The sequence below is a fragment of the Uliginosibacterium gangwonense DSM 18521 genome, from assembly GCF_000373965.1.
Lineage (GTDB): Bacteria > Pseudomonadota > Gammaproteobacteria > Burkholderiales > Rhodocyclaceae > Uliginosibacterium > Uliginosibacterium gangwonense.
The window spans coordinates 1-22,359 of record NZ_KB892839.1 but is presented as its reverse complement, the minus strand read 5'-3'; the positions used below and the strand labels follow the sequence as shown (position 1 = coordinate 22,359).

The following is a 22,359-nucleotide window of genomic DNA, read 5'->3' as shown; positions in this document are numbered from 1 at the left end:
AAATACGGCATAGATCATGAAAATACTGCTCATCGTCCCGACCCTCTCCTATACAACAGCCTACCCGACTTTTTTATCGAACACCGACTTTCCTGCCGGTTTCGCTTATCTGACGGCTGCACTCAAAGAGGCCGGCCATGAGGTGGCAGGAGTCAACCCTAACAATCGCATCGGCTACACGTCTGCTGAGCAGATGGCGCGTACACTCATCATTGAGGGGCTCAAGACTCATCAACCCGACTTCATCGGACTGGGCGGGTTATGTACCGATTTTGCGTTCTTACGGGACGCCATCTCGATCATCAGGGAATTCGATAAGAGCATTCCGATCGTACTGGGAGGGGGAATCGTCACCTATGATGCTAAATTCATATTCGAAACACTGATTCCGGATTACTGCATCATAGGAGAAGGAGAAGAGGCAATCGTTGCTTTGGCCAACCGAATTTCTTCAGGACTGCCGGTTTCAGATATACCTGGAATAGGCTACTGGGACAACGCTAATCCAGTTTTTACTGAAGAAAGAAAAGAATATATCGACATCGATAAGCTCCCCTTCCCGGACTACTCGCCGTTCGGTCTCGAAGAAATGATGGACGATTTCGCTCTCGCCGCTCGATACCTTTACCGCTATCCGAAGAGCAAACCTCGCTTGATGACGCTGGTTGCGGCACGAAGCTGTCCTTTCAGCTGTACGTTTTGCACCCACGCCAAGGTAAATCGGCGCTATCGGGCGCGTTCGGTCGCAAATGTAATTGAGGAAATTCGCGTCAACTTTGATCGCAGCCACTTCAACATCCTGATCATGCTTGACGAACTATTTGCTGTAAACAAGGCCAGACTTCGCGAATTTTGCGCCGCCATCAATGACGGACGGAAGCGTTATGGCTGGGATTTCGTTTGGACATTTCAGACCCATGCAAGCGCGGCCCTGGATCTCCCCGCACTCAAAATGGCTAAAGAGGCTGGTTGTTTCTTCTTCAGCTATGGCATGGAAAGTGCGAGCCCTCGCGTGCTCGCCAGCATGAACAAAAAAACCCGCCCGGAACAACTGGCTACTGCTATCGAACTTGCTAAACAGGCCGAGATCGGGTTTGGTGGGAATTTCATATTCGGGGACCCAGCGGAGACCCCTGAAACGATCTCGGAGACATTGACCTTCTATCGTCAGCACTGTACCGAAAGCCATGTCTACCTCGGCCAAATCCGCCCTTATCCAGGAAGCCGCTTATTCAGTGAATGCATTGCCAATGGCATCATCACAGACAAACTCAAATATTATGAGACAATAGACAAGGCGGATTTCAATATGACCACCATGCCAGACAAGGACTGGAACCACTGGCTGCGCCGGATCATTCCCGCCCTAGGCACCTTTGCGTTAGTACGCTGCGTCAATATCTCCGCGATATTCCGCGATGAATCCGTCGCGGGTAAAACCATCACAGAAGAAGGGCGCAAGTCACTGTGGCGCCTGCAAATCCGCTGTCCCTTCTGTGGAAAGGAATACACTTACCCAGAACTCGTTGACGAGGCATCCGTTCGTACTCAAGGCCACCGAATTCTCACCGGTTGCCCGCACTGTCACAAGCGGGTGAACGTGAACATCCCCGTTACTCGCGACCACGGCTTGGCGATTCCCGTACAGCCATTGGCTGACGATGCAGAACACGGTGACAACACGGTCATACCGCCAGCGAGAAATAATGGAGCCTTGGTACAATCTCCACCCATTACCCGGTTGGGCACCTCAGATCACTTTGGATGAGGGGCTTGCATCAGTATTTGGAGGCCACTCATGAACAGTGACAACAAACAACGTCTGTATGTTGCAGGGCATCGGGGCCTGCTCGGCTCGGCCTTGACACGCAAGGCGGAGCCTGCCCGCTATACGGTACTCGATAGCTGCCACCTGGATCTGCGCAACACTAGCACCACAGATCCGTTCTTTGCCAAACACAAACCTGATCTGGTGATCCTTGCTGCAGCAAAGGTAGGTGGAATTCACGCCAACTCGACACAGCCCGTCGAATTCCTGGCGGACAACTTGGCAATCTATAGCAATGTCATCCACTCCGCTTACCAGGCTGAGGTGAAGCGCCTGATTTTCGTAGGCTCGAATTGCAGCTATCCACGTAACGCGCCTCAACCCATTCCCGAGAGTGAGCTACTCAACGGCCCGGTAGAGCCGACGAATTCCGCTTTCGCCATGGCCAAACTGGCCGCCATTGAGCTGTGCCGTGCCTATAATCAACAGTATGGCACACGTTATCTGGCGGTCATGCCTACCAGCCTGTATGGCCCTGGCGACAATTTTGATCCGAAAAATTCCCACGTCATGGCTGCAATGATTCGCCGTTTTGTTGCTGCCAAAGCCAGTAACAGCCCTGTTGAGACGATCTGGGGCACTGGCACTCCTTTGCGTGAGCTGCTTTACGTGGATGACTGCGCCGATGCATGCCTGTTCCTTGCAGGCTTGCCGGATGAGCAGTTTGACGCGATCCTCCAGGCACAACGCTACCCTGTTATCAACATCGGAGGCGGTACAGAACGCAGCATCTTGCAAATTGCCCAGGATGTTGCGGCAGCAGTTGGATATACAGGCAAGATCGTCACCGACCCTAGTAAGCCCGATGGCGTGCCACGCAAATTGCTCGATAATGGTCGGCTGGCAGCACTCGGCTGGCAAGCCCGCACAAGCTATGCGGAAGGATTACGTTTGGCGATTCAGGATTATCTAGCCCGTTTCACAACGGACACAGCATCAACGAACTGACAGAGGTATTGATATGTACTACGAACTTGCCGCCAGCACCTGGGGGCCAGAAGAAGTGGAAGCCCTGCATCGTGTGATCGACAGCAATATGTTCACCATGGGTGAAAATGTTCGCCGATTTGAGCAGGCGTTCGCCGCCAAATTTGGCGTCAAACACGGTGTGATGGTCAATTCCGGCTCGTCGGCCAACCTTGTTGCAGTGGCTGCGCTTGCCTACAAGCGTGAAAAACCCCTACAACGTAGCGACGAGGTGATTGTACCGGCGATATCCTGGTCCACCACCTTCTACCCATTTCAACAGTATGGTTTGAAGCTGCGTTTCCTGGATGTGGAGCTGGATACGCTCAATATGGATGTCTCCAAGCTTGAGGCAGCCCTCACACCACGAACCCGTGCGGTGGCGGTAGTCAGCATCTTGGGCAACCCAGCAGCACTGGACGTTGTTCGGGCCTTCTGCGACAAGCATGACCTCATCATGTTTGAAGACAACTGCGAATCCATGGGCGCCACACTCAACGGCAAACCAACAGGAACTTATGGCGACCTCAACACCTTCAGCCTGTTCTTCTCACACCACATCTCCACCATGGAAGGTGGGATGATTCTCACCGACAATGATGAACTCTATCAACTGTGCCGGGCGATGAGGAACCACGGCTGGACCCGCGATCAGCCCGCCGATAGCATGTTGTTCGAGCGCAGTGAGGATGATTTCTTTGAGGCCTACCGCTTTATCCTGCCCGGCTACAACGTTCGTCCTTTGGAGCTTTCTGGCGCGGTTGGCGTCGAGCAGCTCAAAAAGCTGGATGGATTTACCGCCGTGCGCCGCGCCAATGGCACCTACTTCACACAACGCTTTGCGGCTGATCCCCGTTTCATCATCCAGCGTGAAAACGGCGAATCAAGCTGGTTCTCCTTCACCTTCATCCTGAACCCGAACATGAAGCTGGACCGCAAGCGTGTCATGCAGAGCCTGAAAGCTGCGGATATCGGCTATCGCATCATCACAGGGGGGAATTTCCTGCGCCACGACGTGATCAAGCACTTCGACTACGACTGTGTCGGCCCGATCATCAATGCCAACATTGCGCATGACCATGGCTTCTTTGTGGGCAATCACCCCTTCGACCTGCGTGACCGTATCGACACCTTGTATCAAGTTCTGGACGAAGCGACCCGATAAAGCACCATAAGCCACTCGGAAGTGACACACTCCCCCGAGCGGAAACAACATAAACAAAGGAAACGCCATGAAAATTCTTGTAACCGGCGGCGCCGGCTATATCGGTTCAGTATTGGTGCCAGAGTTGCTGGCCGCTGGCCATGAAGTCACCGTGGTAGACAACTTCATGTACCGCCAGGCAAGCCTCAACCACGTCTGTGCCGATCCCAATTTCAAGCTTGTGCGTGGTGATGTACGTATTGAAGCGGTAATGAAGCCATTGATTGCTGCGGCCGATGTCATCATCCCGCTCGCAGCCTATGTGGGCGCACCTTTATGTGCACGCGACCCAATTGGTGCCACCACCACCAATCATGATGCCATCGAGATGATGATGCAGCATGTGTCGCCCGAACAGCGCATCCTGATGCCCACCACCAACAGTGCGTATGGCACAGGCGATGAAAAGAACTACTGCGACGAAAATTCGCCCCTGCGGCCGATATCGCTCTACGCCATTGAGAAGGTCAAAGTTGAGCAACGCCTGATGGAGCACCCCAATGCCATCAGCTTCCGGCTGGCCACTGTATTCGGCATGTCGCCACGCATGCGCATCGACCTGCTGGTCAATGACTTCACCTACCGTGCGGTCAATGATCGCTTCATCGTGCTCTTCGAAGCTCACTTCAAGCGTAACTACATCCATGTGCGCGATGTGTGCCGTGCATTTCTCCACGGGCTGGCAAATTTCGAAGCCATGCGTAACCAGATCTACAATGTGGGTCTATCCAGCGCAAATATATCCAAGCTTGAACTCTGCCAGCGCATCGCCCAGCAAGTACCAGACTTCACCTTCCTGGAAGCCCCGCTTGGCAAGGACCCCGATCAGCGCAACTACGTCGTTTCCAATGCCAAGATCGAGGCAACCGGCTACCGTACTGCTTACAGGCTTGAAGATGGCATTCGCGAGCTGATCAAAGGCTTTACCATGCTGCGCAACAACAGCTACGGCAACGTTTGATCGTGGCCGGGCAAGGAGCCTGATGTGGCCGAAAAACTAGATGTACTGCTGATCAATCCCGGTGACCATCGCGGCACCTATCAGGCATTGGGGGCTACCATTGCAGCCATTGAGCCGCCGGTATTCGCAGGGTTGTTTGCCACCTATCTGCAACGCAAGGGCAAACGAGTCGCAATTCTGGATGTGCCCGCAACACGCCTGAGCGCAGAGAAGGCTGTTGAGGAAATGCTTTCCGCGTACGCTCCAAAGCTTGTGGTACTCGTGGTATACGGCCTCCAGCCTTCGGCATCCACGCAGAACATGCCTTCGGCGGGAAAGATTGCTCGACTGATCAAGGAATGCAGCGATGTGCCGATCATGATGACCGGCACCCATCCTGCCGCTCTGCCCGACCGCACCATGCGAGAAGAAAAGACAGACTTTGTCTGCAGCCTGGAAGGCCCCGCTACCATCCTCAAAACGCTTGATGCACTAGACGCAGGCACGACGGATTTCAGCGCTATTCCATCGCTGTGGTGGAGGCGTGGCACACTCATCATGGCGCCACAATCAACCGAACCGCTGATTACCGATCTGGATGGCGAAATGCCTGGCATCGCCTGGGATCTGCTTGACATGAGCCGTTACCGCGCGCACAACTGGCACTGCTTCGACCATATTGAAGAGCGCTCACCTTACGCCTCGATCCATACCAGCCTGGGCTGCCCATTCAAATGCAATTTCTGTTGCATCAACGCCCCTTACGGCAAGAATGCCTATCGCATGTGGAGTGCAGAATCGGTCGTGCGTGAGATCGATTATCTTGTCGAACGCCATGGAGTGAAAAACATCAAGTTCGTCGACGAGATGTTTGTACTCAACCGGCGTCATGTGCTGGACATCTGCGACCTGCTCATCGCACGCGGTCACAACCTGAACATCTGGGCCTATGCGCGTGTCGACACCGTCAAGGATGATATGCTTGCCAAGCTCCGGGCGGCTGGGTTCAACTGGTTGTGCCTTGGAATCGAAAGTGGCAGCGAACACGTCCGTGACGGCGCAGAGAAATCTTTCAGCACTGAAGATATCACGGAAATTGTCCAGAAAATCCAGGCCAATGACATCCGCGTGATGGGAAACTACATCTTCGGCCTGCCGGATGACACCCACGCTTCCATGCAAGCCACGCTTGATCTGGCGCAGGAACTCAATTGTGAATTCGCCAACTTTTATTCAGCCATGGCCTACCCTGGGTCGCAACTCTACACCTACGCCCAGCAACAAGGCATCGCCCTACCCGAACATTGGGGCGCCTATTCGCAACATGCCTGGGATACCCTGCCACTGGCAAACGCGAACTTGAGTGCAGCGGAAATCCTCGCTTTCCGTGACAATGCCTTCAATACCTATTTTGAATCGCCACGTTACCAAGACATGGTGCGTAGCAAATTTGGTCAGAATGTGGTGGATCATCTGAATGAAGTGCTTGCCATCAAGCTGCCGCGCAAGTTACTTGAAACGACGGCCCCGGCTTAACGAAAGAAACGCTATTCATGAGCACATCTTCCTTGCCCCCAACCCCACAGGCCCGCACGGCATGGCTTGCGGAAAAATCCTGCTGGGTACGCGAGCAAACACTCAAGATACACCGACACGCGCCAGAAACCCGCGTGGCATCTTCGCTCTCGGTGATTGAGTTGCTCACCACGCTCTATTATGGCGAAATCGCCCAATGCTTCCCGCAGTCTCCCCTACACCCTGAACGTGATCGCATCATCATCAGCAAAGGGCACGGCTCGATCTGCCTCTATCCGATTCTGGCCGACCTCGGTTTTTTCCCGATCGCAGCCTTGGATACAGTCTGCAAACCAGGCAGTTTTCTCGGCGGCATTCCAGACCCGATTATCCCTGGCTACGAAACCATCAACGGCTCACTCGGGCACGGTCTCGGTGTTGCCACAGGCATTTCCTTAGCGTTACGTACCGCACGCAAACCGCAACGCGCCTTTGTACTACTCGGAGACGGAGAACTCAACGAAGGGGCCGTATGGGAAGCGGCCATGTTCGCCGGGCATCATAAACTGGACAAGTTGATCGCAATGGTTGATTGCAACGGTCGCTCGATGCTTGGCTACACCAAGGATATTCTCGACCTCAATCCACTGGAAACCAAATTCGAGGCTTTCGGCTGGGAACCCTACGTTGTTCGTGACGGCCACGATATCGCACAATTGCAGGCAGGTTTTGAAACCCTGCTGACTTCAAGCAGTGCCAAACCCAAGGTTCTGATTGCCCACACACTCAAGGGTAAAGGCGTGCCATCGTTGGAAAGCAGCCCGCTTGCCCATGTCATGGGTGTCCCCTCATCCGAGATTGACACATTGCTCAGTAATGGAGGTGCGGCATGAAGTCAACCATGCGTGACACCTTCCTCACCCGCCTGCTGCAAAAGATGCGGGAAGATGATGACATAGTACTTCTCTCTGCCGACTTTGGTGCGCCTGTCATCGACGAGATCAGAACTGAATTTCCTGACCGTTTCTTCAACACCGGAATTGCCGAGCAGAACCTCATCAACCTCGCCACCGGCTTTGCATTGGAAGGTTACCGGGTTGTAGCCTATGCTATCGCCCCATTCATTACCATGCGCTGCTTCGAGCAGATCCGCGTGAATCTGGCCATTCTCTCGCAACTGCGGCCCATGAACGTCACCCTGGTCGGGGTGGGTGCGGGGTTCAGCTACGACGTATCCGGCCCGACTCATCATTGCATTGAAGATCTTACCATCATGTCCACACTACCAAATGTGGCCGTCTATTCACCCAGCGATCATACCCAGGCCCCATTGCTTGCAGACCATTGCTTGAACAAGCCCGGGGTCAAATACCTGCGTTTTGATGCCAAACCCCATCTACCCGTAGCGGATAATGATAGCGTGGAGACATTAACGGCTGGTTTTCGCGTTCTTCAATCTGGTAAAGAGGTCGCACTGGTGTGCACCGGCTATATGACCCATGTGGCACACAGCCTTCTGCCAGAACTCGCCATTCGCGGCCTGAGCCCCACACTGATTGATCTGGTCGCTTACAACAGCGCAGACGGGCAGGCACTTCAATCCGTATTGGGTAACTGCAAACGCATTTTTCTCATCCAAGAAGCACTGGTCAGCGCAGGCGCCCAAACTCTGCTAAGCGGATTGGGACACACACAGCGGCTTGAAGTCATTGCCGCCCGACCACATTATTCATTTGAAATCGGCAGCCGTGACGCCATCCATGAAGCCTGTGGTCTGGGCCGCCAGCACATTCTTGACACCATATTAGGCAATTTCTAAGCACGGAACATAGTCATGATCATTTGCCGAACTCCGCTACGCATCTCCCTCTTTGGAGGTGGAACAGACTACCCGGTGTGGTATCGTGAGCATGGCGGCAAGGTATTAAGTACCTCCATCAACAAGTACAGTTTCATCACCCTGCGCTACCTGCCACCGTTTTTTGACTACAAATATCGTATTCGCTATTACAACCGCGAAGAGGTGAACTGCCTGGACGACATCAAGCATCCCTCGATCCGTGAATGCCTGCGCCACATGGGCGTGGAACGTGGCATCGACATCGTGCACCACGGCGATCTGCCCGCTATGTCAGGGTTGGGAACAAGCTCGTCTTTTACCGTCGGCATGCTTCACGCATTATATGCACTCACTCACCGGATGCCGACCAAACGTGAGCTGGCGATTAACGCGATCCGTATTGAGCAAGATATCCTCAAGGAACAGGTCGGCTCGCAAGACCAAACTGCTGCCGCATTTGGCGGCCTGAACCTCATCCACTTCGGCGGCATGCAGGAATTCTCGGTCGAGCCAGTGATCCTATCCGCTTCGCGCCTGGAAGAGTTGCAGCAGAATTTGCTTTTGTTCTTTACCGGCTTGCAACGCCAAGCATCTGAAATTGCTGTCGAGCAGATCCGCGCCACGCCCAAGAAGGCGCATGAACTCTCCCGCATGGGCGAACTGGTCGATGCAGCAGTCAATATCCTGATCAACCCACAAACACCCGTTTCCGAAATTGGTCGTCTGCTTGATGAGCAATGGAAACTCAAAAAGAGCATGTCATCTCTCATCAGCACGCAAACTATCGACCAGATCTACGAAACCGGCATGCGTGCGGGCGCACACGGCGGCAAACTGCTCGGCGCAGGCGGCGGTGGCTTTATGCTCTTCATCGCGCCTCAGGAAACCCATGCAGCCATCCGTGAAGCACTTTCTCACTTACTTGTTGTACCGTTCAGGTTTGACACACAAGGCAGCCAGATCGTCTACTACGCTCCATTTGATGATGAACACGCCTGAATTAAGCCGCCTAGATGCCATCATCCTGGCAGGTGGGCTGGGTACGCGGCTACGTAGCGTGGTGGCAGACAGGCAAAAGGCCTTCGCCAGCGTGGGTGAGCAACCCTTCGTGGCCCGTCTGCTCATCCAATTGCAGCGCGCGGGAATTCGGCGTGTGATTTTCGCACTCGGCCACATGGCAGAATCCGCACACCCCTGGATCGAACGCTGGCGCACCGAATTCGGCATGGATCTGATCGAATCCATTGAACCTACGCCCCTGGGCACAGGCGGGGCAATTCGATTGGCATTATCACACACAACAAGCAATCCGGTTCTGATCCTGAATGGCGACTCCTTTGTGGATGCTGATCTGGCTGGTTTTGTTTCTGCTCACCGAGCGATGGCTTGCCCGATCACCTTGTGTGCCGTACACGTTAATGATGCCAGTCGATTTGGCGCACTCGAACTTGATGACGCACAACAGCACATTCTGGCTTTTCACGAGAAATCTGCACAACGAAACGGCCCAGCATGGATCAATGCCGGACTCTACCTGATGCAGCGTGAAATGCTTGCATCCATACCAACAGAGTGTGCAATTTCACTTGAGCGCGAAATCTTTCCCCGCTACGTGGGCGCCAAGCTTGGCGTATTTCTGCAAGACAAACCATTTATCGACATCGGCACGCCTGAATCCTATGCTGCCGGTGCAGATTTTTTCTCTTCTGCATCATGAAGCCCAAGCAGAAAGCCCTTTTTCTGGATCGTGATGGCGTCATCAATCATGACTTTGCCTATGTCCATCGGCCAGATCAATTCGAGTTCATGGAGGGGATCTTCGCGCTTTGCCAACAAGCGACCAAGCATGATTATCTGCTCATTGTTGTCACCAATCAGGCAGGTATCGGACGGGGTTACTACAGCGAAGAGCAATTCCTTGCACTGACGGCATGGATGAAGGATCAATTCACCTCACACGGCACCCCGCTGGCAGAAGTTTACTATTGCCCCAGTCACCCGGAACATGGCCTGGGCGACTATCGCGTCGACTCGCCCGACCGCAAGCCCAACCCTGGTATGATTTTGAAAGCACAGCATCAATTCAATATTGATCTGGCTTGCTCTATCCTCATTGGTGACAACGAAAGTGACACGGAAGCGGCTCTTCGCGCCGGGGTCGGCACGCGCCTCATCTATGCACCGTCTGGCGATTGTTCTAGCCTCCCCGCCAACGCAACTGCGATAATTACACATCTGCACGATGCGCTGGACTATCTCCAGGCCAATTTGGCATTGACGAAATGACCCAAGGTCTACTCCCCCTTTCGCTTAATCTTGATGGCCGCATCGTCTTGCTGACAGGCGCAACCGGCGGTCTGGGTGCAGCCATCGCCCATATTTTGGCAACGCGGGGCGCACAGTTGGTGCTAGCAGGCCGGAATGGCGACGCACTGGCGCACTTGCAAGCCACGCTTGCCGCACACAACATACCAGCGCTGGGCACACTCATTTACGATCTGCAAGACGACAAGGCAAGCAGCGCAGCCTTGCAGGATTTTGCCCGACAATACAAACGCCTGGATGTGCTCATCAATGCCGCAGGCATCATGATTGACGCACCACTGGGCATGATAGGTAGTGCCACTATCCAGCAGAGCTTGCAGATCAACTTGACAGCGACACTTAACCACATGCAGTACGCTGCACGTTTGATGACACGACAAGGCGCTGGTTGCATCATCAACATAGCTTCAATTGTGGGGATCACAGGCAGCGCCAATCAGGTGCTTTATGCCGCAAGCAAATCCGCTGTGATCGGCGCGACAAAATCCGCAGCCAAGGAACTCGCTCCAAAAGGCATTCGGGTCAACGCGGTGGCGCCAGGCTTCATTGATACTGCATTGACCGCTGCCTACAAACCGGAACAGCGCGAACGCATCATCGCCAACATTGGCATGGGGCGTGCGGGCACCCCCGAAGAAGTAGCAGAGGTAATCGCCTTTCTCGCAAGCGATGCCTCGCGCTACATCACGGGTCAAGTCATTGGCATAGATGGCGGAATGGTACTATGAAATTCTGGCAATTAGATTCGCCTGGAAACGCCCTGGCTCTGATCTGTGCAGAGCCCGCAGACAATCTGAACTATCACGCACTCGCTACCCGTGCCGACGAGTTTATTGCCTCCTTGCCCATTGCATCCTACAAACGTCTGGGTTTTGTACTCTGCCGCAACGATGTAGCATCGGTTACAGCCTATCTGGGCGCACTGCGTAACCACGACTGCGTAGCCCTGCTCCCAGATCGCCTTTCTACCCAAGCACTGGCGACGCTGATTGAGCGTTATACGCCTGATTGGCTGCTGCATACAGACCCCCAAGCAGAAATCCAAGGCTACACCCGCCTGCCCTGGCATGGCAAAAGCATCCTGATCCGACAAAACTCTGTTTCTGAGAAGCGTCTGGCAATCTTCCCGGATACTGCCGTGTTGCTTTCCACTTCAGGAACCACCGGCAACCCGAAGATGGTCAGGCTCTCTTATACCAACATCGCTGCCAATGCGCAGTCCATCGTACAGTACCTTGGGCTCAATGCGACAGAGCGGGCCATTGCCAGTTTGCCAATCCACTACTCCTACGGTTTGTCGATTCTCAACAGCCATCTGGCATGTGGCGCGGCCATTGCTCTGACCGATGAGGCCGTCACCGCCCGCCAGTTTTGGGAGCTATTCAAGCGCGCGGAAGTAACTTCGCTGGCAGGTGTGCCGATGATGTGGCAGATGCTGCAACGCTTGCGCCTGGAACGCATGGACCTGCCAAGTTTGCGCACGCTGACCCAAGCCGGAGGGCGGTTGGCGCCAGAGTTGATTGCACACTTTTCGCAAATAAGTACCGAGCGCGGTTGGCGTTTCTTTGTGATGTACGGCCAGACCGAAGCCAGCCCGAGAATCGCTTACGTACCTTGGGAACGCCTGCAAGACAAAATCGGCGCAATCGGCATCGCCATTCCCGGCGGAGAACTCTCATTGAGTGCAGAGGGGGAGATGATCTACCGTGGCCCAAATGTGATGTTAGGGTACGCGGAAAACCGCGCCGATCTTATGCGCGGGGATGATCTGGGCGGTGTGCTGCGCACAGGCGATCTAGCCAGAGTTGATGCCGATGGTATTTACTGGCTCACCGGGCGTAGCAAGCGTATCGCCAAGGTATTCGGCAACCGCGTGAATCTTGACGAGATCGAGGCCCTACTTGAATCTACTCTGCACAGCCCGGCCGCGACCCTGGATGGAGATGATCGCCTGCAAGTCGTGCTGACGGCTGGCAATGACGAAATACAGACCCAGAACCTTGCCATGGAATTGCTGCGCACCCACCTGAGCGTCCACCCCAGCGGCTTGCAGATTCGCACTGTGCCTGTATTGCCACAGACAAGCACCGGCAAAAAGGATTATGCGGCTCTGCGTGTGCTGTTTACCAAGGTTTAAGCGACAATGGCAGATATGGACGCCCACGACGCCACCCTCACAGCCCCCTTTGCCGAACCCCAGGCAGCCAAAGCGCAACGCCTGTTTTCAGCACTCCGGTTGCTTAACCAGGAGCAAGCGAAGGCCTGTGCACCTTATGCAAATATGCTTTACACATTACACCCAACTTGGCAGGAAGCCCGCACACTGGATGCGCTGCCATGGCTTCCCGTCGGGCTGTTCAAACGCGCCAAGCTGGCTAGCGTACCCGATGCAGAGATCGTGCGTGAGTTGCGATCTTCCGGCACCACTGGCAGCACACCTTCACGCATTTTTCTGGATCGTGGCACAGCAACCCGCCAGAGCCGTGCGTTGGCAAACATCGTCACGGATTTCATCGGCCGCGAGCGCATGCCGATGCTGATCATCGACCAAAGCGATCTGCTCAACAACAAGATGGCACTTGGCGCAAGAGGCGCTGCGGTACTTGGCTTCTCAACCTTTGGGCGGGCACACACCTACGCGTTACGGCCAGATATGTCGATTGATTGGGAGAAGATTGAAGCATTCCTTACCCAGCATTCAGCTCGCCCGGTACTGCTTTTCGGCTTTACCTTTGTCGTCTGGCAATACCTGCTGGAAGTCGCTGCCGCAAAAGGCCGCAGCCTGCAATTTCCCAAGGGCAGCCGCTTGATTCATGGTGGAGGATGGAAACGGCTGGCGGAACGTAAAATCAGCAAAGAGCACTTCAAACAAACCATTCGCACCGCACTCGGCATTGATTTCGTCCATGACTACTATGGCATGGCAGAACAGGTCGGCTCGATTTTCATGGAATGCGAGCATGGGCGCCTGCACGTGCCTGCTTATGCCGAAGCCATTGTCCGTGATCCGCTTACCCTGCACCCTCTTCCTCAAGGGCAAGTCGGTATCATCCAGGTTCTCAGTGAGCTACCCGGCAGCTACCCTGGCCACAGCCTGCTCACCGAGGATATAGGAGCCATCCTTGGCGAAGATGATTGCCCATGCGGACGACTCGGTCGCACCTTGCGGGTGGATGGACGCCTGCCGCGTGCGGAATTGCGTGGCTGCAGTGATACACGGGCGGTTTGAACATGCACGCGATAGAACTCCTTATCCCTTTGCGCAACACAGAACAAGCGGCCATCACGCAGCGGTTAGACGCCTTGCAGCATGCTCCTTTGCAAGCCTTTTCTGCGTCAATCCAAGCCTTTTTGGCTGCGTTTGCCGATCACATATTGCGTGACCCAGCCATGCGTGCGGCACCGGAATTGATGGCGCTGGCTTACTGGTTTCGCCCCGCCGCACTCCAGGCGCTTCTTGCACGCTTTCAACACCTAGGAGAACTGGGCCTGCTACGCCCGCGTGGAGTGGCTTTTCATGTTGCCCCTGCAAACGTCGATTCGGTTTTCGTCTATTCCTGGTTCCTGTCTTTGCTATGCGGGAATCGCAATATCGTGCGATTGTCGCGGCGGGAAAACCCACAGCGTGATGCGCTATTGGGAATACTCACCGAGTTGCTGGCCCGCCCCGAACATGCGGCCATTGCAAATGCCAATGTAGTGTTGGCATATGAGCGTGACAATGAGATCAGCACAGCACTATCGGCACGCTGCAACCTACGGGTGGTCTGGGGGGGAGATGCCACCGTCAAGTATATGCGCAGCCTGCCATTACCACCCTTGGCCACCGAACTAGTTTTCCCGAATCGGGCATCATGGGCATTGATCCATGCGGAAAATGTCAATCAAACCAGCGCCGAAACACTCACACAAATGGCCGGTGCGTTTTACAACGATACATTCTGGTTCGCCCAGCAAGCCTGCTCCTCACCTCGCGCCTTGCTCTGGATAGGCACACCGGAACAGGTTCAAGCCGCGCAATCCCGTTTCTGGCCTACCGTCAAGCAAGAGATCGCCCGGCGCAACATGCAGGATGAACCAACCCAGTTGGCAGCAAGACTTGTCGCCGCTCACCTTGCTGCCACGGAAGGTGGCGTGATACTTGAAGGATCACTCACAGACTGGCCGCTACGCCTGTCGGCACAGCGATTCAACGCTACAATGCGCGACGGACATTGCGGCTATGGGTTGATCTACGAGATCCAACGAGAGTCACTTGATAACAGCATAAGCCTGTTTGAAGCCTGCGATCAGACCGTGGCCTATTGGGGCTTTGAGCGCGAGGCTCTCACCAGATGGGCACTCATGCTGCCGGACCGCGCAGTCGACCGCATCGTTCCGCTGGGCCAAGCGCTGAGGTTTGCTGATCGCTGGGACGGGCACGATCTGCTTCTGGCCTTCTCCCGCCTGGTTATGATCGAATGAATACCCCCACACTCACACGCTTGCGCCTTGCCCGCGAGGAAGAATCTGCCACCGTTCTGGCATGGCGTAATCACCCGGAAGTCCGTAAGGTGATGTTCACCGATCATCTCATCAGCCCGGAAGAACACGCTGCATGGTGGCCGCATACCCGGAACAATCCAGATTACCGTCTGCTCATCATCGAGTACGGTGAGCTGGCATGCGGTATTGTGACATTCTCCCGCATGGCGGATCGGGAAGCTTGCTGGTTATGGGGCTTTTACCTTAACCCGGACGCTTTTGCCGACGGGATGGATCGCCTGCGAGCCTGGAATGGAATGGAGCAAGCCTCCCTTGACTACGCAAAAAATAAGTTAGGCTGCAACACCTTATGTTGTGAGGTTTTTGCCTTCAATACGGCGGTGCTTTCCATGCATCTGCGTTACCGCTTCAAGGAAAGCGGGCGCTACCCTCGCCAGCGAGGAGGGGAAGCGCTCGAAGTCGTTCAACTTGAACGATCAATCCTGTGACAACTCATTCATATGTGTTGCTTCCCACGTTGCTCGCCTTGCGTCTGATCCACTGCCTCAACTAAGACGACAGAGACATCAAGGTCTGATCGAACAGAATCTGTGCGACACGCTCTGCACCATGTCCATCACAACGTTTGGCAAGAGCTTGCCCCATCGCACGGACCGTAGCCGGAGAAGCAATCAGGGCGCGCAAAGTATCGACAAGCGCGGCGGCGCTGAAATCCTCAAGCATCCCCAAGTCTCTACCCTCCCCCATCCTGGCGAGCAGACGCGACAGCGCTTGCTGATTATCTGCAATTGACAAGGTGATACCGGGTAAAGCAAGTGCGGCGCGCTCCCAGGTCATCGAACCCCCGGAGCCAATAAAGAGATCGGCCTGCAACATACGTGTAGCAACATCCATCTTTGCATATGACAAAGTCACATTTGAATATTGTGCGCATAGCGCCTGCAAAGACTCACAATGCGGATTCGCAGCCCCCAATGCCACATCGAAATACACATGGGGAAAAACCGGCAGCAGGGTTTCAAGCACGCGCCCCGTGGCATTTGGGGCATCTGCTCCGCCAAAGCACACAAATATCCGGGCAACTTCTCCCGAGCGTGGCCTCAACGCATTCCGGCTCTTCGCAAACTCGGGTCTGAGCAGTGCAAACTCGGGGCCAAACAGGCATACGGCGTCTGGTGGCACCAGGCCTTTATAACGCTTTGCAGGATTAGCATTCAGATTCTGGTCAAGCAACACATCGCAGCCAAGCAAGCGATTGGCCAGATCATCTATCGCCATCAGCTTTTCGATTCTGGCCCGCAAAATCCGACTCCAACGCACGCTCAAGGCATAATGGTCGACAATCAGCCAATCCCAGCCCGGTGACTGATCCAGCAGACGATTGGTCTGGTCCGCATCATCCTCAATATCCTGGACAGAAGTAAGCAGCCAGCATACGAATCCTGCTTCCTGAATCTGGCGTTCCATGCTCCCTGGCAATTGCTGGCAGAGAAACACAATCTCCGCCCCCTGCTCTGCCAAAGCGTGTGCCAATGCAATGCAGCGCATTACATGGCCAGAGCCGATTTCCCGCGAGGCATCAACGCGAAAGGCGACTCTCATGTGCGGCTTTCCTGCATGGCTCTGAAAAGCCATTCGGCACGCGTCCAATCCTCCGGCGTATCGATATCCTGCACGCGGTAACGCGGCAGAAGATAGATGCGCGACCGGGGACCAAACATCGGCACATTTTCAAGCCAATATCTGGCATCCCCCAGGTAGAACTGCCCAGCATCATGAAATGCTTCTGGCAAGTCCTGGGAGCGCTTGGCGATATGCTCGGGAAACATAGGCCCAAGCTTTCCTTGCGAATTGTATGTCACGGCACGCAGAATGGGAAAACCAAAACTCGTGGCGGTAAATACAAAAGCCGCATCGCTTGCTTCCCGCTCTGCATTCGCCTGAATCAAGTCCTGCGCCTGCACAAAGGGAGCTGTGGCATACAGACAGCATACGAGTTCCACCGGTTGGCCTTGCTCCATAAACCAGCGGATGCCGTGGGTGACGACCACACCCGTGCCAGCATGATCATCGGCTAACTCAGGAGGACGCATAAAGGGCGTGGTAGCGCCGTGTTCACGCGCAACTGCCGCGATTTCCTCATCCTCGGTCGAGACAATCACATGGTCGAACAAGCCACTGGCCAGCGCAGCCTGGATTGACCATGCAATCATGGGCTTGCCGCAAAAAGGCCGGATGTTCTTGCGTGGAATGCGCTTACTGCCTCCCCGGGCAGGAATAATGCAGAGCCTCATGCGAGAAACTCCTTCAAGCGTGCGATGACTTCGTCCTGCTGCGCGATGCTCAAATCAGCGTAGAGTGGCAAAGACAAAGTCCGCTGATAATAGTTTTCCGCAACAGGAAAATCCCCTTCGCCAAATCCTAGGCGTTTGTAGTCTGGTTGCAGGTGCACCGGGATATAGTGAACCTGCACTCCAATATTGTGTGCACGCATCTGGTCGAATACATGGCGACGCATTGCTGCATCAGCCAGCAATATCGGGTAAAGATGCCGGGCTGATAGCGTATGTGGCGCTTGCCAGGGCAGTACCAACGGCAACTCCGCCAATAGCTCGTCATAGCGCGCAACCAAGGCATGACGCTTGGCAAGAAATGCCGGCAAACGCTGCATCTGGGCCGAGCCCAAGGCGGCTTGTACATCCGTCAGGCGATAATTGAAGCCCAGCGCCTGTTGTTCATAGTACCAAGCGCCTTGGCTCGTATCGTTCAGGCGCGTCGGATCTCGCTCAATGCCGTGGGAGCGTAGCATAGCAAGGCGGTGAGCAAGTTCAGCGTCCTGCGTGAGTGCCATGCCGCCCTCGGCAGTGGTAATCAGTTTGACGGGATGAAAACTGAATATGGTGCAATCAATCCCCGCCAGACTGCCAACTTTTACCCCCTCATACTCCGAGCCAATGGCGTGTGACGCGTCCTCAATCACTTTGAAGCCATAGCGCCGTTTCAGCTCAATGATTTTTGCATAGTCACAAGGCTGGCCTGCAAAATCCACCGCGACCAATACATCCGGTAGAGTACCAAGGCGGGCAGCCTGTTCAAGTTTGCCCGCCAACGCCTCGACATCAATACAATAGCTACGCGCATCGATATCGACAAAATCTACGCTCGCTCCACAGTAGCGGCCACAATTGGCAGAAGCGATAAATGTGTTGGGTACAGTCCACAATCGCCCCCCTTGCCCCAAGCCAAGTGCCAAGCATGCCAGATGCAATGCTGCGGTTGCACTGCTCATCGCAACCGCGTGGGCGGCGCCCGTAAATTGGCAAACAGCCTGCTCAAAGCGCGACACACTCGGCCCCTGGGTCAGCCAGTCTGAGCGCAGAACCTCAACAACCGCCGCAATGTCGGTGTCGTCAATGGACTGGTGTCCATAGGGAATAAAACTCATGGCGGCCTCTATGACTGGCTGCGGGATAGCGAGCTGTATTCGTCGTGCGAGTTGGCAATCATGGTGCGGATTTCATCCACACTCAATATCCATGGATTGGTGCCAGAGCTGTACTCAAAGCCCTCGCCCAGCTTGACCCCCTTGTCGCCCAAGCCATCTACAGCGTAATTGGGCTGGGTATAGAAGATGATGCTGGGGGTGATCACATAATGCAGATCAAATTCCAGGGTGTGATGCGCATCATCTGCAGGCACCATGATTTCATGCAGTTTCTCCCCAGGGCGGATTCCAACAATTTTATGCGGAATGCCTGGAGCAATCGCTTCAGCCATGTCAGAAATGCGCGAGGAAGGAATCTTGGGAACAAAAATTTCACCACCATGCATGCGCGAGAGATTGGTAATCACAAAATCAACGCCCTGTTGCAAGGTGATCCAGAACCGCGTCATCCGCTCATCGGTCACAGGCAGTTCTTGCGCGCCTTCACGCAAAAGTTTGCGAAAGAAAGGAACCACCGAGCCACGCGAGCCGACCACATTGCCATAGCGCACCACCGAGAATCGGGTACGCAGATGCCCGGCTATGTTGTTGGCCGACACAAAAAGTTTGTCGGACGCGAGCTTGGTGGCACCATACAGGTTGATGGGGTTGGCGGCCTTGTCGGTTGAGAGCGCAATCACCCGCCCGACATTGTTATCCAAGGCAGCGTTAATGACATTCTGTGCCCCGATGATGTTGGTTTTGATGCATTCCATCGGGTTATATTCAGCTGCGGGTACCTGCTTGAGTGCTGCAGCATGGATTACGATATCCACATCACGCATGGCTCTCTGGGTCCGCTCGGCATCCCGTACATCGCCCAGAAAGTACCGCATGCGTTCGTCCTGGAATTCCTGCTGCATTTCGAACTGCTTGAGTTCGTCACGCGAATAGACGATCACCCGCTTGGGATTGTGCCTCTCCAGCAGGGTGCGCACAAAGCGGCGACCAAAGGAACCCGTCCCCCCTGTAATCAATACAGATTTGTCTTCAAACACCCCCGCCGTATGACTCATGATTTTCCCCCGAGGTAGGTTGTCTGTTCTTTTCCGCTACGCACGTCTTCCAGCAATGACACCATGGTCGCCTCGATGCCACCAAGGAAACGTTGCAGTAGCCCAAAGCCGAACTCTGCGTATTCAATGGCTTTGTCTTCCTTGGCGATCAGCCCGATACAATCATAGAAGAAACGCCCCATGTGCTGCATGGAACCCCGTAGTACTGGGAAAATCTGCGTGCTTTGATGCTCAGGCTGGGTCAGGTAGGCATGCAGCTCAAACAAAAGTTCGCAAGCATCAATCTTGCTGTTGATCTTCTTGCTGCAGATTCGCGCGAAGTCATCCTCCACCGCTCGCAACTGTTGGAGAATGAGTTCGAAATTGGCGCAGGGGTCTGAGTCGTAGTCCTGTGTGAAGGCTCCCAGCATGGCCGCGATGGCGGCATCCCGCGTGGCAGGTGTGCTGTGGATGGCAAAATCCTCCGCATGGAGCGGTTGCGCACCGACGATCAGAGCCCCTTCATTGAGGTTGTATACACGTGCATCAGGATGCTCGCCAATTGAGGCCTGCATTGCATCACGCGAGTGGATGAAGGTATCCGTCGACAGGATGTTATCGCCAAAATTGCCCGGAATACCTTTGTTGGACTGTGGCGAGACGTGGCCATGGATGACTACGCCGGTGAGGATTTCATCTTTTTCCACCTCTTCATCAAAGTAGATGGAAGACTGGGAGTGATGTTTGCTCACGTCCTTGAAGCCCAGATCGACACCCATCAGATAGATTTCGCGGAAGCCCATGCGCAGCAGCACATCCACACCGCCATTGGTACACGTCGGGTTGCACCGGAAGGCTTGATATTTGGCGCCAAAATCCAACAGGAAACCACCTGCGTCCAGTTCCTTCAGGAACATCAGGGGACGATTGGTAATGCGGAAGATTTCCGGGAACAGAATGGGCAGGCCAAGGATGGGAACATCCGCCACCCACTCGCGCGTCTGCGGGTCGTTCAGCACGGCAAAAGTGGAGGATGTCCGCTCAATCTCAATATGGAAATCGGGTTTGATCTTGGCACGTGCCATGGCCGTGATGCTGCTGCCACAGCTGATGACTACGGCACGATCCCGATTGGCACGGATTAAAGGAAGCAGGTGATCCAGCGACGGACCCGCACCAATCACAAAGGCAACGGCATCATCCGGAATTTGGGGCTTCTTTGTATACAGCGGATAGCGTGCCGCCGCGTTCTCCAGGGAATGGGAAAGCCCAAGCACCTCATCATCCAAAAAGCCCCAGCCACGATAAAACGTCCACATATCGCGCTGCAACACCGACCACAGATCCCGTACCTGAACAGAGTCGTAATCCTGGAAGAACAACCCTGCCCCCTGCACGAAGTACGGGGGGCCCAGGCGTTGGAGAAGACCGCGCAGGTTCCAGCCCAGGCGCTCAGCATTGTTGTCGTAATCAACGGTCAGGTATCGCCCCTTGGCAATAAAGCGCTGATACAGATTGACGTAGTCGACAAAATACAGGGACAAGTTCAGGCGCTGGATATCTGTATCCAGGATGACCAGATACTTGATGTCCCAGTCATCCACCAGACGTTCCAGATGCCAGCCATACCCGGTCCCAAACACCACGGCCAGCGGCAAAGTCCGCTTGCCAAAATCAGGGGCGGGTAGCCGATCCCCCGGCTCCTGGGTCAGGTCGATGAAACGCTGGATCAGCTCCAGGCGGTACTTGGGCTCGGTCAGCCGCTTGAAGTAAGGTGAAAAAGCCTGGGGAATCGCGGAATTGGGATCGTCGGCAAATTCGGTGGTGACATTGACGCGCGGACGTTGGGCAGGGTCGTCAAAGTACTGGTAGATCATGTGGGAGTGATCGACAAAATCCCTGGGGCTGCCAACATAACGCCCGCTGTTGATCATGATCTCCGCGTTCGGCCCCAGCTGAAAGGGCAAGGGCAAATCTGCACGCATCAGGTGCTCAAAGGTAAGCGGGAACATGCCCTTGAAGAAATACAGGTTGGCCTGGTACGTCGCCAGCAACTTGTGAAGGTAGGCTTCCTGTATTGGAGTGAGTTCTTCGTCCTGCACGTTCTGTTCGGTCATCACCGAGAGTCTCCCGCCTGGAAATGGCATTACTGTACACATCTGGCTGGGAGATGGGGGACTATTGCCCTGAGGGCACATTACCGCCATAACCTCAATTACGGCACCCAACCATTAATTCTTTAGTCTACAAGAGCCATCATGCAACAAGGCAGCCGGCCCGTAAACCCAGGCTGGATGCGCCTTTTCAGACTGGCTCCGTACATAGCAAAAAAATATCCTTTCCTGAAGGCTCAGGTAACCCTGAAAAAAGGGGGAAAACCGCCGTTATTTGTTCCAAGGCATGCAACTTGACGAGCTGCGAGGTCACAGGCGATGCCCCGAAGAAGGAAACACCCGCTACGGGGCGACCTTCGCAAGATCACCAAGTGGGAAACGCAAAGGAGTTTTAAAATGGCAATGACCATCAACACCAACGTGGCATCTCTGAATGCTCAACGTAACCTCGTCAACTCTCAGTCCAGNCTGGCGACTTCGCTGCAACGCCTGTCCTCAGGCTTGCGCATCAACAGCGCCAAGGATGATGCCGCCGGTCTGGCCATCTCGGAACGCATCAATGCCCAGGTCAAGGGGTTCAACGTCGCAATCCGTAACGCCAACGACGCAGTATCCCTAATGCAGGTGGCTGACGGCGGTGCCGAACAGATCTCCAACAACCTG

At 54.7% G+C, this 22,359-nt stretch carries 21 protein-coding genes; 16 read left to right on the top strand and 5 right to left on the bottom strand.

Features of this window, described 5'->3' with window-relative positions:
• Positions 1 to 16 precede the first annotated feature (16 nt).
• The 15 genes from B145_RS0108290 (at position 17) to pseH (ending at position 15,591) form a co-directional block, all read left to right on the top strand.
• Entirely contained in the window at positions 17 to 1,768 is a 1,752-nt protein-coding gene (locus B145_RS0108290) for a B12-binding domain-containing radical SAM protein (protein ID WP_018606574.1), read from the top strand.
• 30 nt (positions 1,769 to 1,798) lie between these two features.
• Entirely contained in the window at positions 1,799 to 2,776 is a 978-nt protein-coding gene (locus B145_RS0108285) for a GDP-L-fucose synthase family protein (RefSeq protein WP_018606573.1), read from the top strand.
• Positions 2,777 to 2,789: 13 nt separating this feature from the next.
• Complete coding sequence (locus B145_RS0108280) at positions 2,790 to 3,959, top strand: DegT/DnrJ/EryC1/StrS family aminotransferase (RefSeq protein WP_018606572.1); 1,170 nt, start codon at positions 2,790 to 2,792, stop codon at positions 3,957 to 3,959.
• A 67-nt stretch (positions 3,960 to 4,026) separates the two neighbouring features.
• Complete coding sequence (locus tag B145_RS0108275; RefSeq protein WP_018606571.1) at positions 4,027 to 4,959, top strand: NAD-dependent epimerase/dehydratase family protein; 933 nt, start codon at positions 4,027 to 4,029, stop codon at positions 4,957 to 4,959.
• Between the two features lie 24 nt (positions 4,960 to 4,983).
• Entirely contained in the window at positions 4,984 to 6,474 is a 1,491-nt protein-coding gene (locus B145_RS0108270) for a B12-binding domain-containing radical SAM protein (RefSeq protein ID WP_018606570.1), read from the top strand.
• A gap of 17 nt (positions 6,475 to 6,491) precedes the next feature.
• Positions 6,492 to 7,346 (top strand): transketolase, encoded by an 855-nt coding sequence (locus B145_RS0108265; protein WP_018606569.1) that lies wholly within the window; start codon positions 6,492 to 6,494, stop codon positions 7,344 to 7,346.
• The gene (locus B145_RS0108260) at positions 7,343 to 8,272 is read left to right on the top strand and encodes a transketolase family protein (RefSeq protein ID WP_018606568.1); all 930 of its coding nucleotides are present in this window, start codon (positions 7,343 to 7,345) and stop codon (positions 8,270 to 8,272) included. The genes B145_RS0108265 and B145_RS0108260 overlap by 4 nt, the downstream gene beginning before the upstream one ends.
• A 15-nt stretch (positions 8,273 to 8,287) precedes the next feature.
• Positions 8,288 to 9,292, top strand: coding sequence for a GHMP family kinase ATP-binding protein (locus B145_RS0108255; protein ID WP_033406676.1), 1,005 nt, complete (start codon positions 8,288 to 8,290; stop codon positions 9,290 to 9,292).
• The gene (locus B145_RS0108250) at positions 9,276 to 10,010 is read left to right on the top strand and encodes a nucleotidyltransferase family protein (protein ID WP_026258956.1); all 735 of its coding nucleotides are present in this window, start codon (positions 9,276 to 9,278) and stop codon (positions 10,008 to 10,010) included. The genes B145_RS0108255 and B145_RS0108250 overlap by 17 nt, the downstream gene beginning before the upstream one ends.
• Positions 10,007 to 10,579 (top strand): D-glycero-alpha-D-manno-heptose-1,7-bisphosphate 7-phosphatase, encoded by a 573-nt coding sequence (locus B145_RS0108245; protein ID WP_018606565.1) that lies wholly within the window; start codon positions 10,007 to 10,009, stop codon positions 10,577 to 10,579. The genes B145_RS0108250 and B145_RS0108245 overlap by 4 nt, the downstream gene beginning before the upstream one ends.
• Positions 10,576 to 11,346, top strand: coding sequence for an SDR family oxidoreductase (locus B145_RS0108240; protein ID WP_018606564.1), 771 nt, complete (start codon positions 10,576 to 10,578; stop codon positions 11,344 to 11,346). The genes B145_RS0108245 and B145_RS0108240 overlap by 4 nt, the downstream gene beginning before the upstream one ends.
• Positions 11,343 to 12,755, top strand: a complete 1,413-nt coding sequence (locus B145_RS0108235) for an AMP-binding protein (protein ID WP_018606563.1) — start codon at positions 11,343 to 11,345, stop codon at positions 12,753 to 12,755. Before B145_RS0108240 ends, B145_RS0108235 begins: the two co-directional genes overlap by 4 nt.
• A 6-nt stretch (positions 12,756 to 12,761) precedes the next feature.
• The gene (locus tag B145_RS0108230) at positions 12,762 to 13,847 is read left to right on the top strand and encodes a LuxE/PaaK family acyltransferase (RefSeq protein ID WP_018606562.1); all 1,086 of its coding nucleotides are present in this window, start codon (positions 12,762 to 12,764) and stop codon (positions 13,845 to 13,847) included.
• Between the two features lie 2 nt (positions 13,848 to 13,849).
• Positions 13,850 to 15,082, top strand: coding sequence for an acyl-CoA reductase (locus B145_RS24925; protein ID WP_018606561.1), 1,233 nt, complete (start codon positions 13,850 to 13,852; stop codon positions 15,080 to 15,082).
• On the top strand, positions 15,079 to 15,591 hold the full coding sequence (pseH, locus tag B145_RS0108220; protein WP_018606560.1) for a UDP-4-amino-4,6-dideoxy-N-acetyl-beta-L-altrosamine N-acetyltransferase: 513 nt from the start codon (positions 15,079 to 15,081) through the stop codon (positions 15,589 to 15,591). Before B145_RS24925 ends, pseH begins: the two co-directional genes overlap by 4 nt.
• Before the next feature lie 61 nt (positions 15,592 to 15,652).
• Here pseH and pseG read toward each other — a convergent pair whose 3' ends face one another.
• From pseG to B145_RS0108195, 5 genes are read right to left on the bottom strand one after another with little or no spacing between them, the layout of a single operon-like run.
• Positions 15,653 to 16,705, bottom strand: coding sequence for a UDP-2,4-diacetamido-2,4,6-trideoxy-beta-L-altropyranose hydrolase (gene pseG, locus B145_RS24920; protein WP_018606559.1), 1,053 nt, complete (start codon positions 16,703 to 16,705; stop codon positions 15,653 to 15,655).
• Positions 16,702 to 17,397 (bottom strand): pseudaminic acid cytidylyltransferase, encoded by a 696-nt coding sequence (pseF, locus tag B145_RS0108210; protein ID WP_018606558.1) that lies wholly within the window; start codon positions 17,395 to 17,397, stop codon positions 16,702 to 16,704. The genes pseG and pseF overlap by 4 nt, the downstream gene beginning before the upstream one ends.
• On the bottom strand, positions 17,394 to 18,548 hold the full coding sequence (pseC, locus tag B145_RS0108205) for a UDP-4-amino-4,6-dideoxy-N-acetyl-beta-L-altrosamine transaminase (RefSeq protein WP_018606556.1): 1,155 nt from the start codon (positions 18,546 to 18,548) through the stop codon (positions 17,394 to 17,396). The genes pseF and pseC overlap by 4 nt, the downstream gene beginning before the upstream one ends.
• A gap of 8 nt (positions 18,549 to 18,556) precedes the next feature.
• Positions 18,557 to 19,603, bottom strand: a complete 1,047-nt coding sequence (gene pseB, locus B145_RS0108200) for a UDP-N-acetylglucosamine 4,6-dehydratase (inverting) (RefSeq protein WP_018606554.1) — start codon at positions 19,601 to 19,603, stop codon at positions 18,557 to 18,559.
• Positions 19,600 to 21,699, bottom strand: coding sequence for a motility associated factor glycosyltransferase family protein (locus B145_RS0108195; protein ID WP_018606551.1), 2,100 nt, complete (start codon positions 21,697 to 21,699; stop codon positions 19,600 to 19,602). Before B145_RS0108195 ends, pseB begins: the two co-directional genes overlap by 4 nt.
• 393 nt (positions 21,700 to 22,092) lie before the next feature.
• Between B145_RS0108195 and B145_RS24915 the strand changes: the two genes are divergently transcribed.
• On the top strand, positions 22,093 to 22,359 hold a 267-nt coding region (locus tag B145_RS24915; RefSeq protein ID WP_033406674.1), incomplete at its 3' end, for a flagellin N-terminal helical domain-containing protein.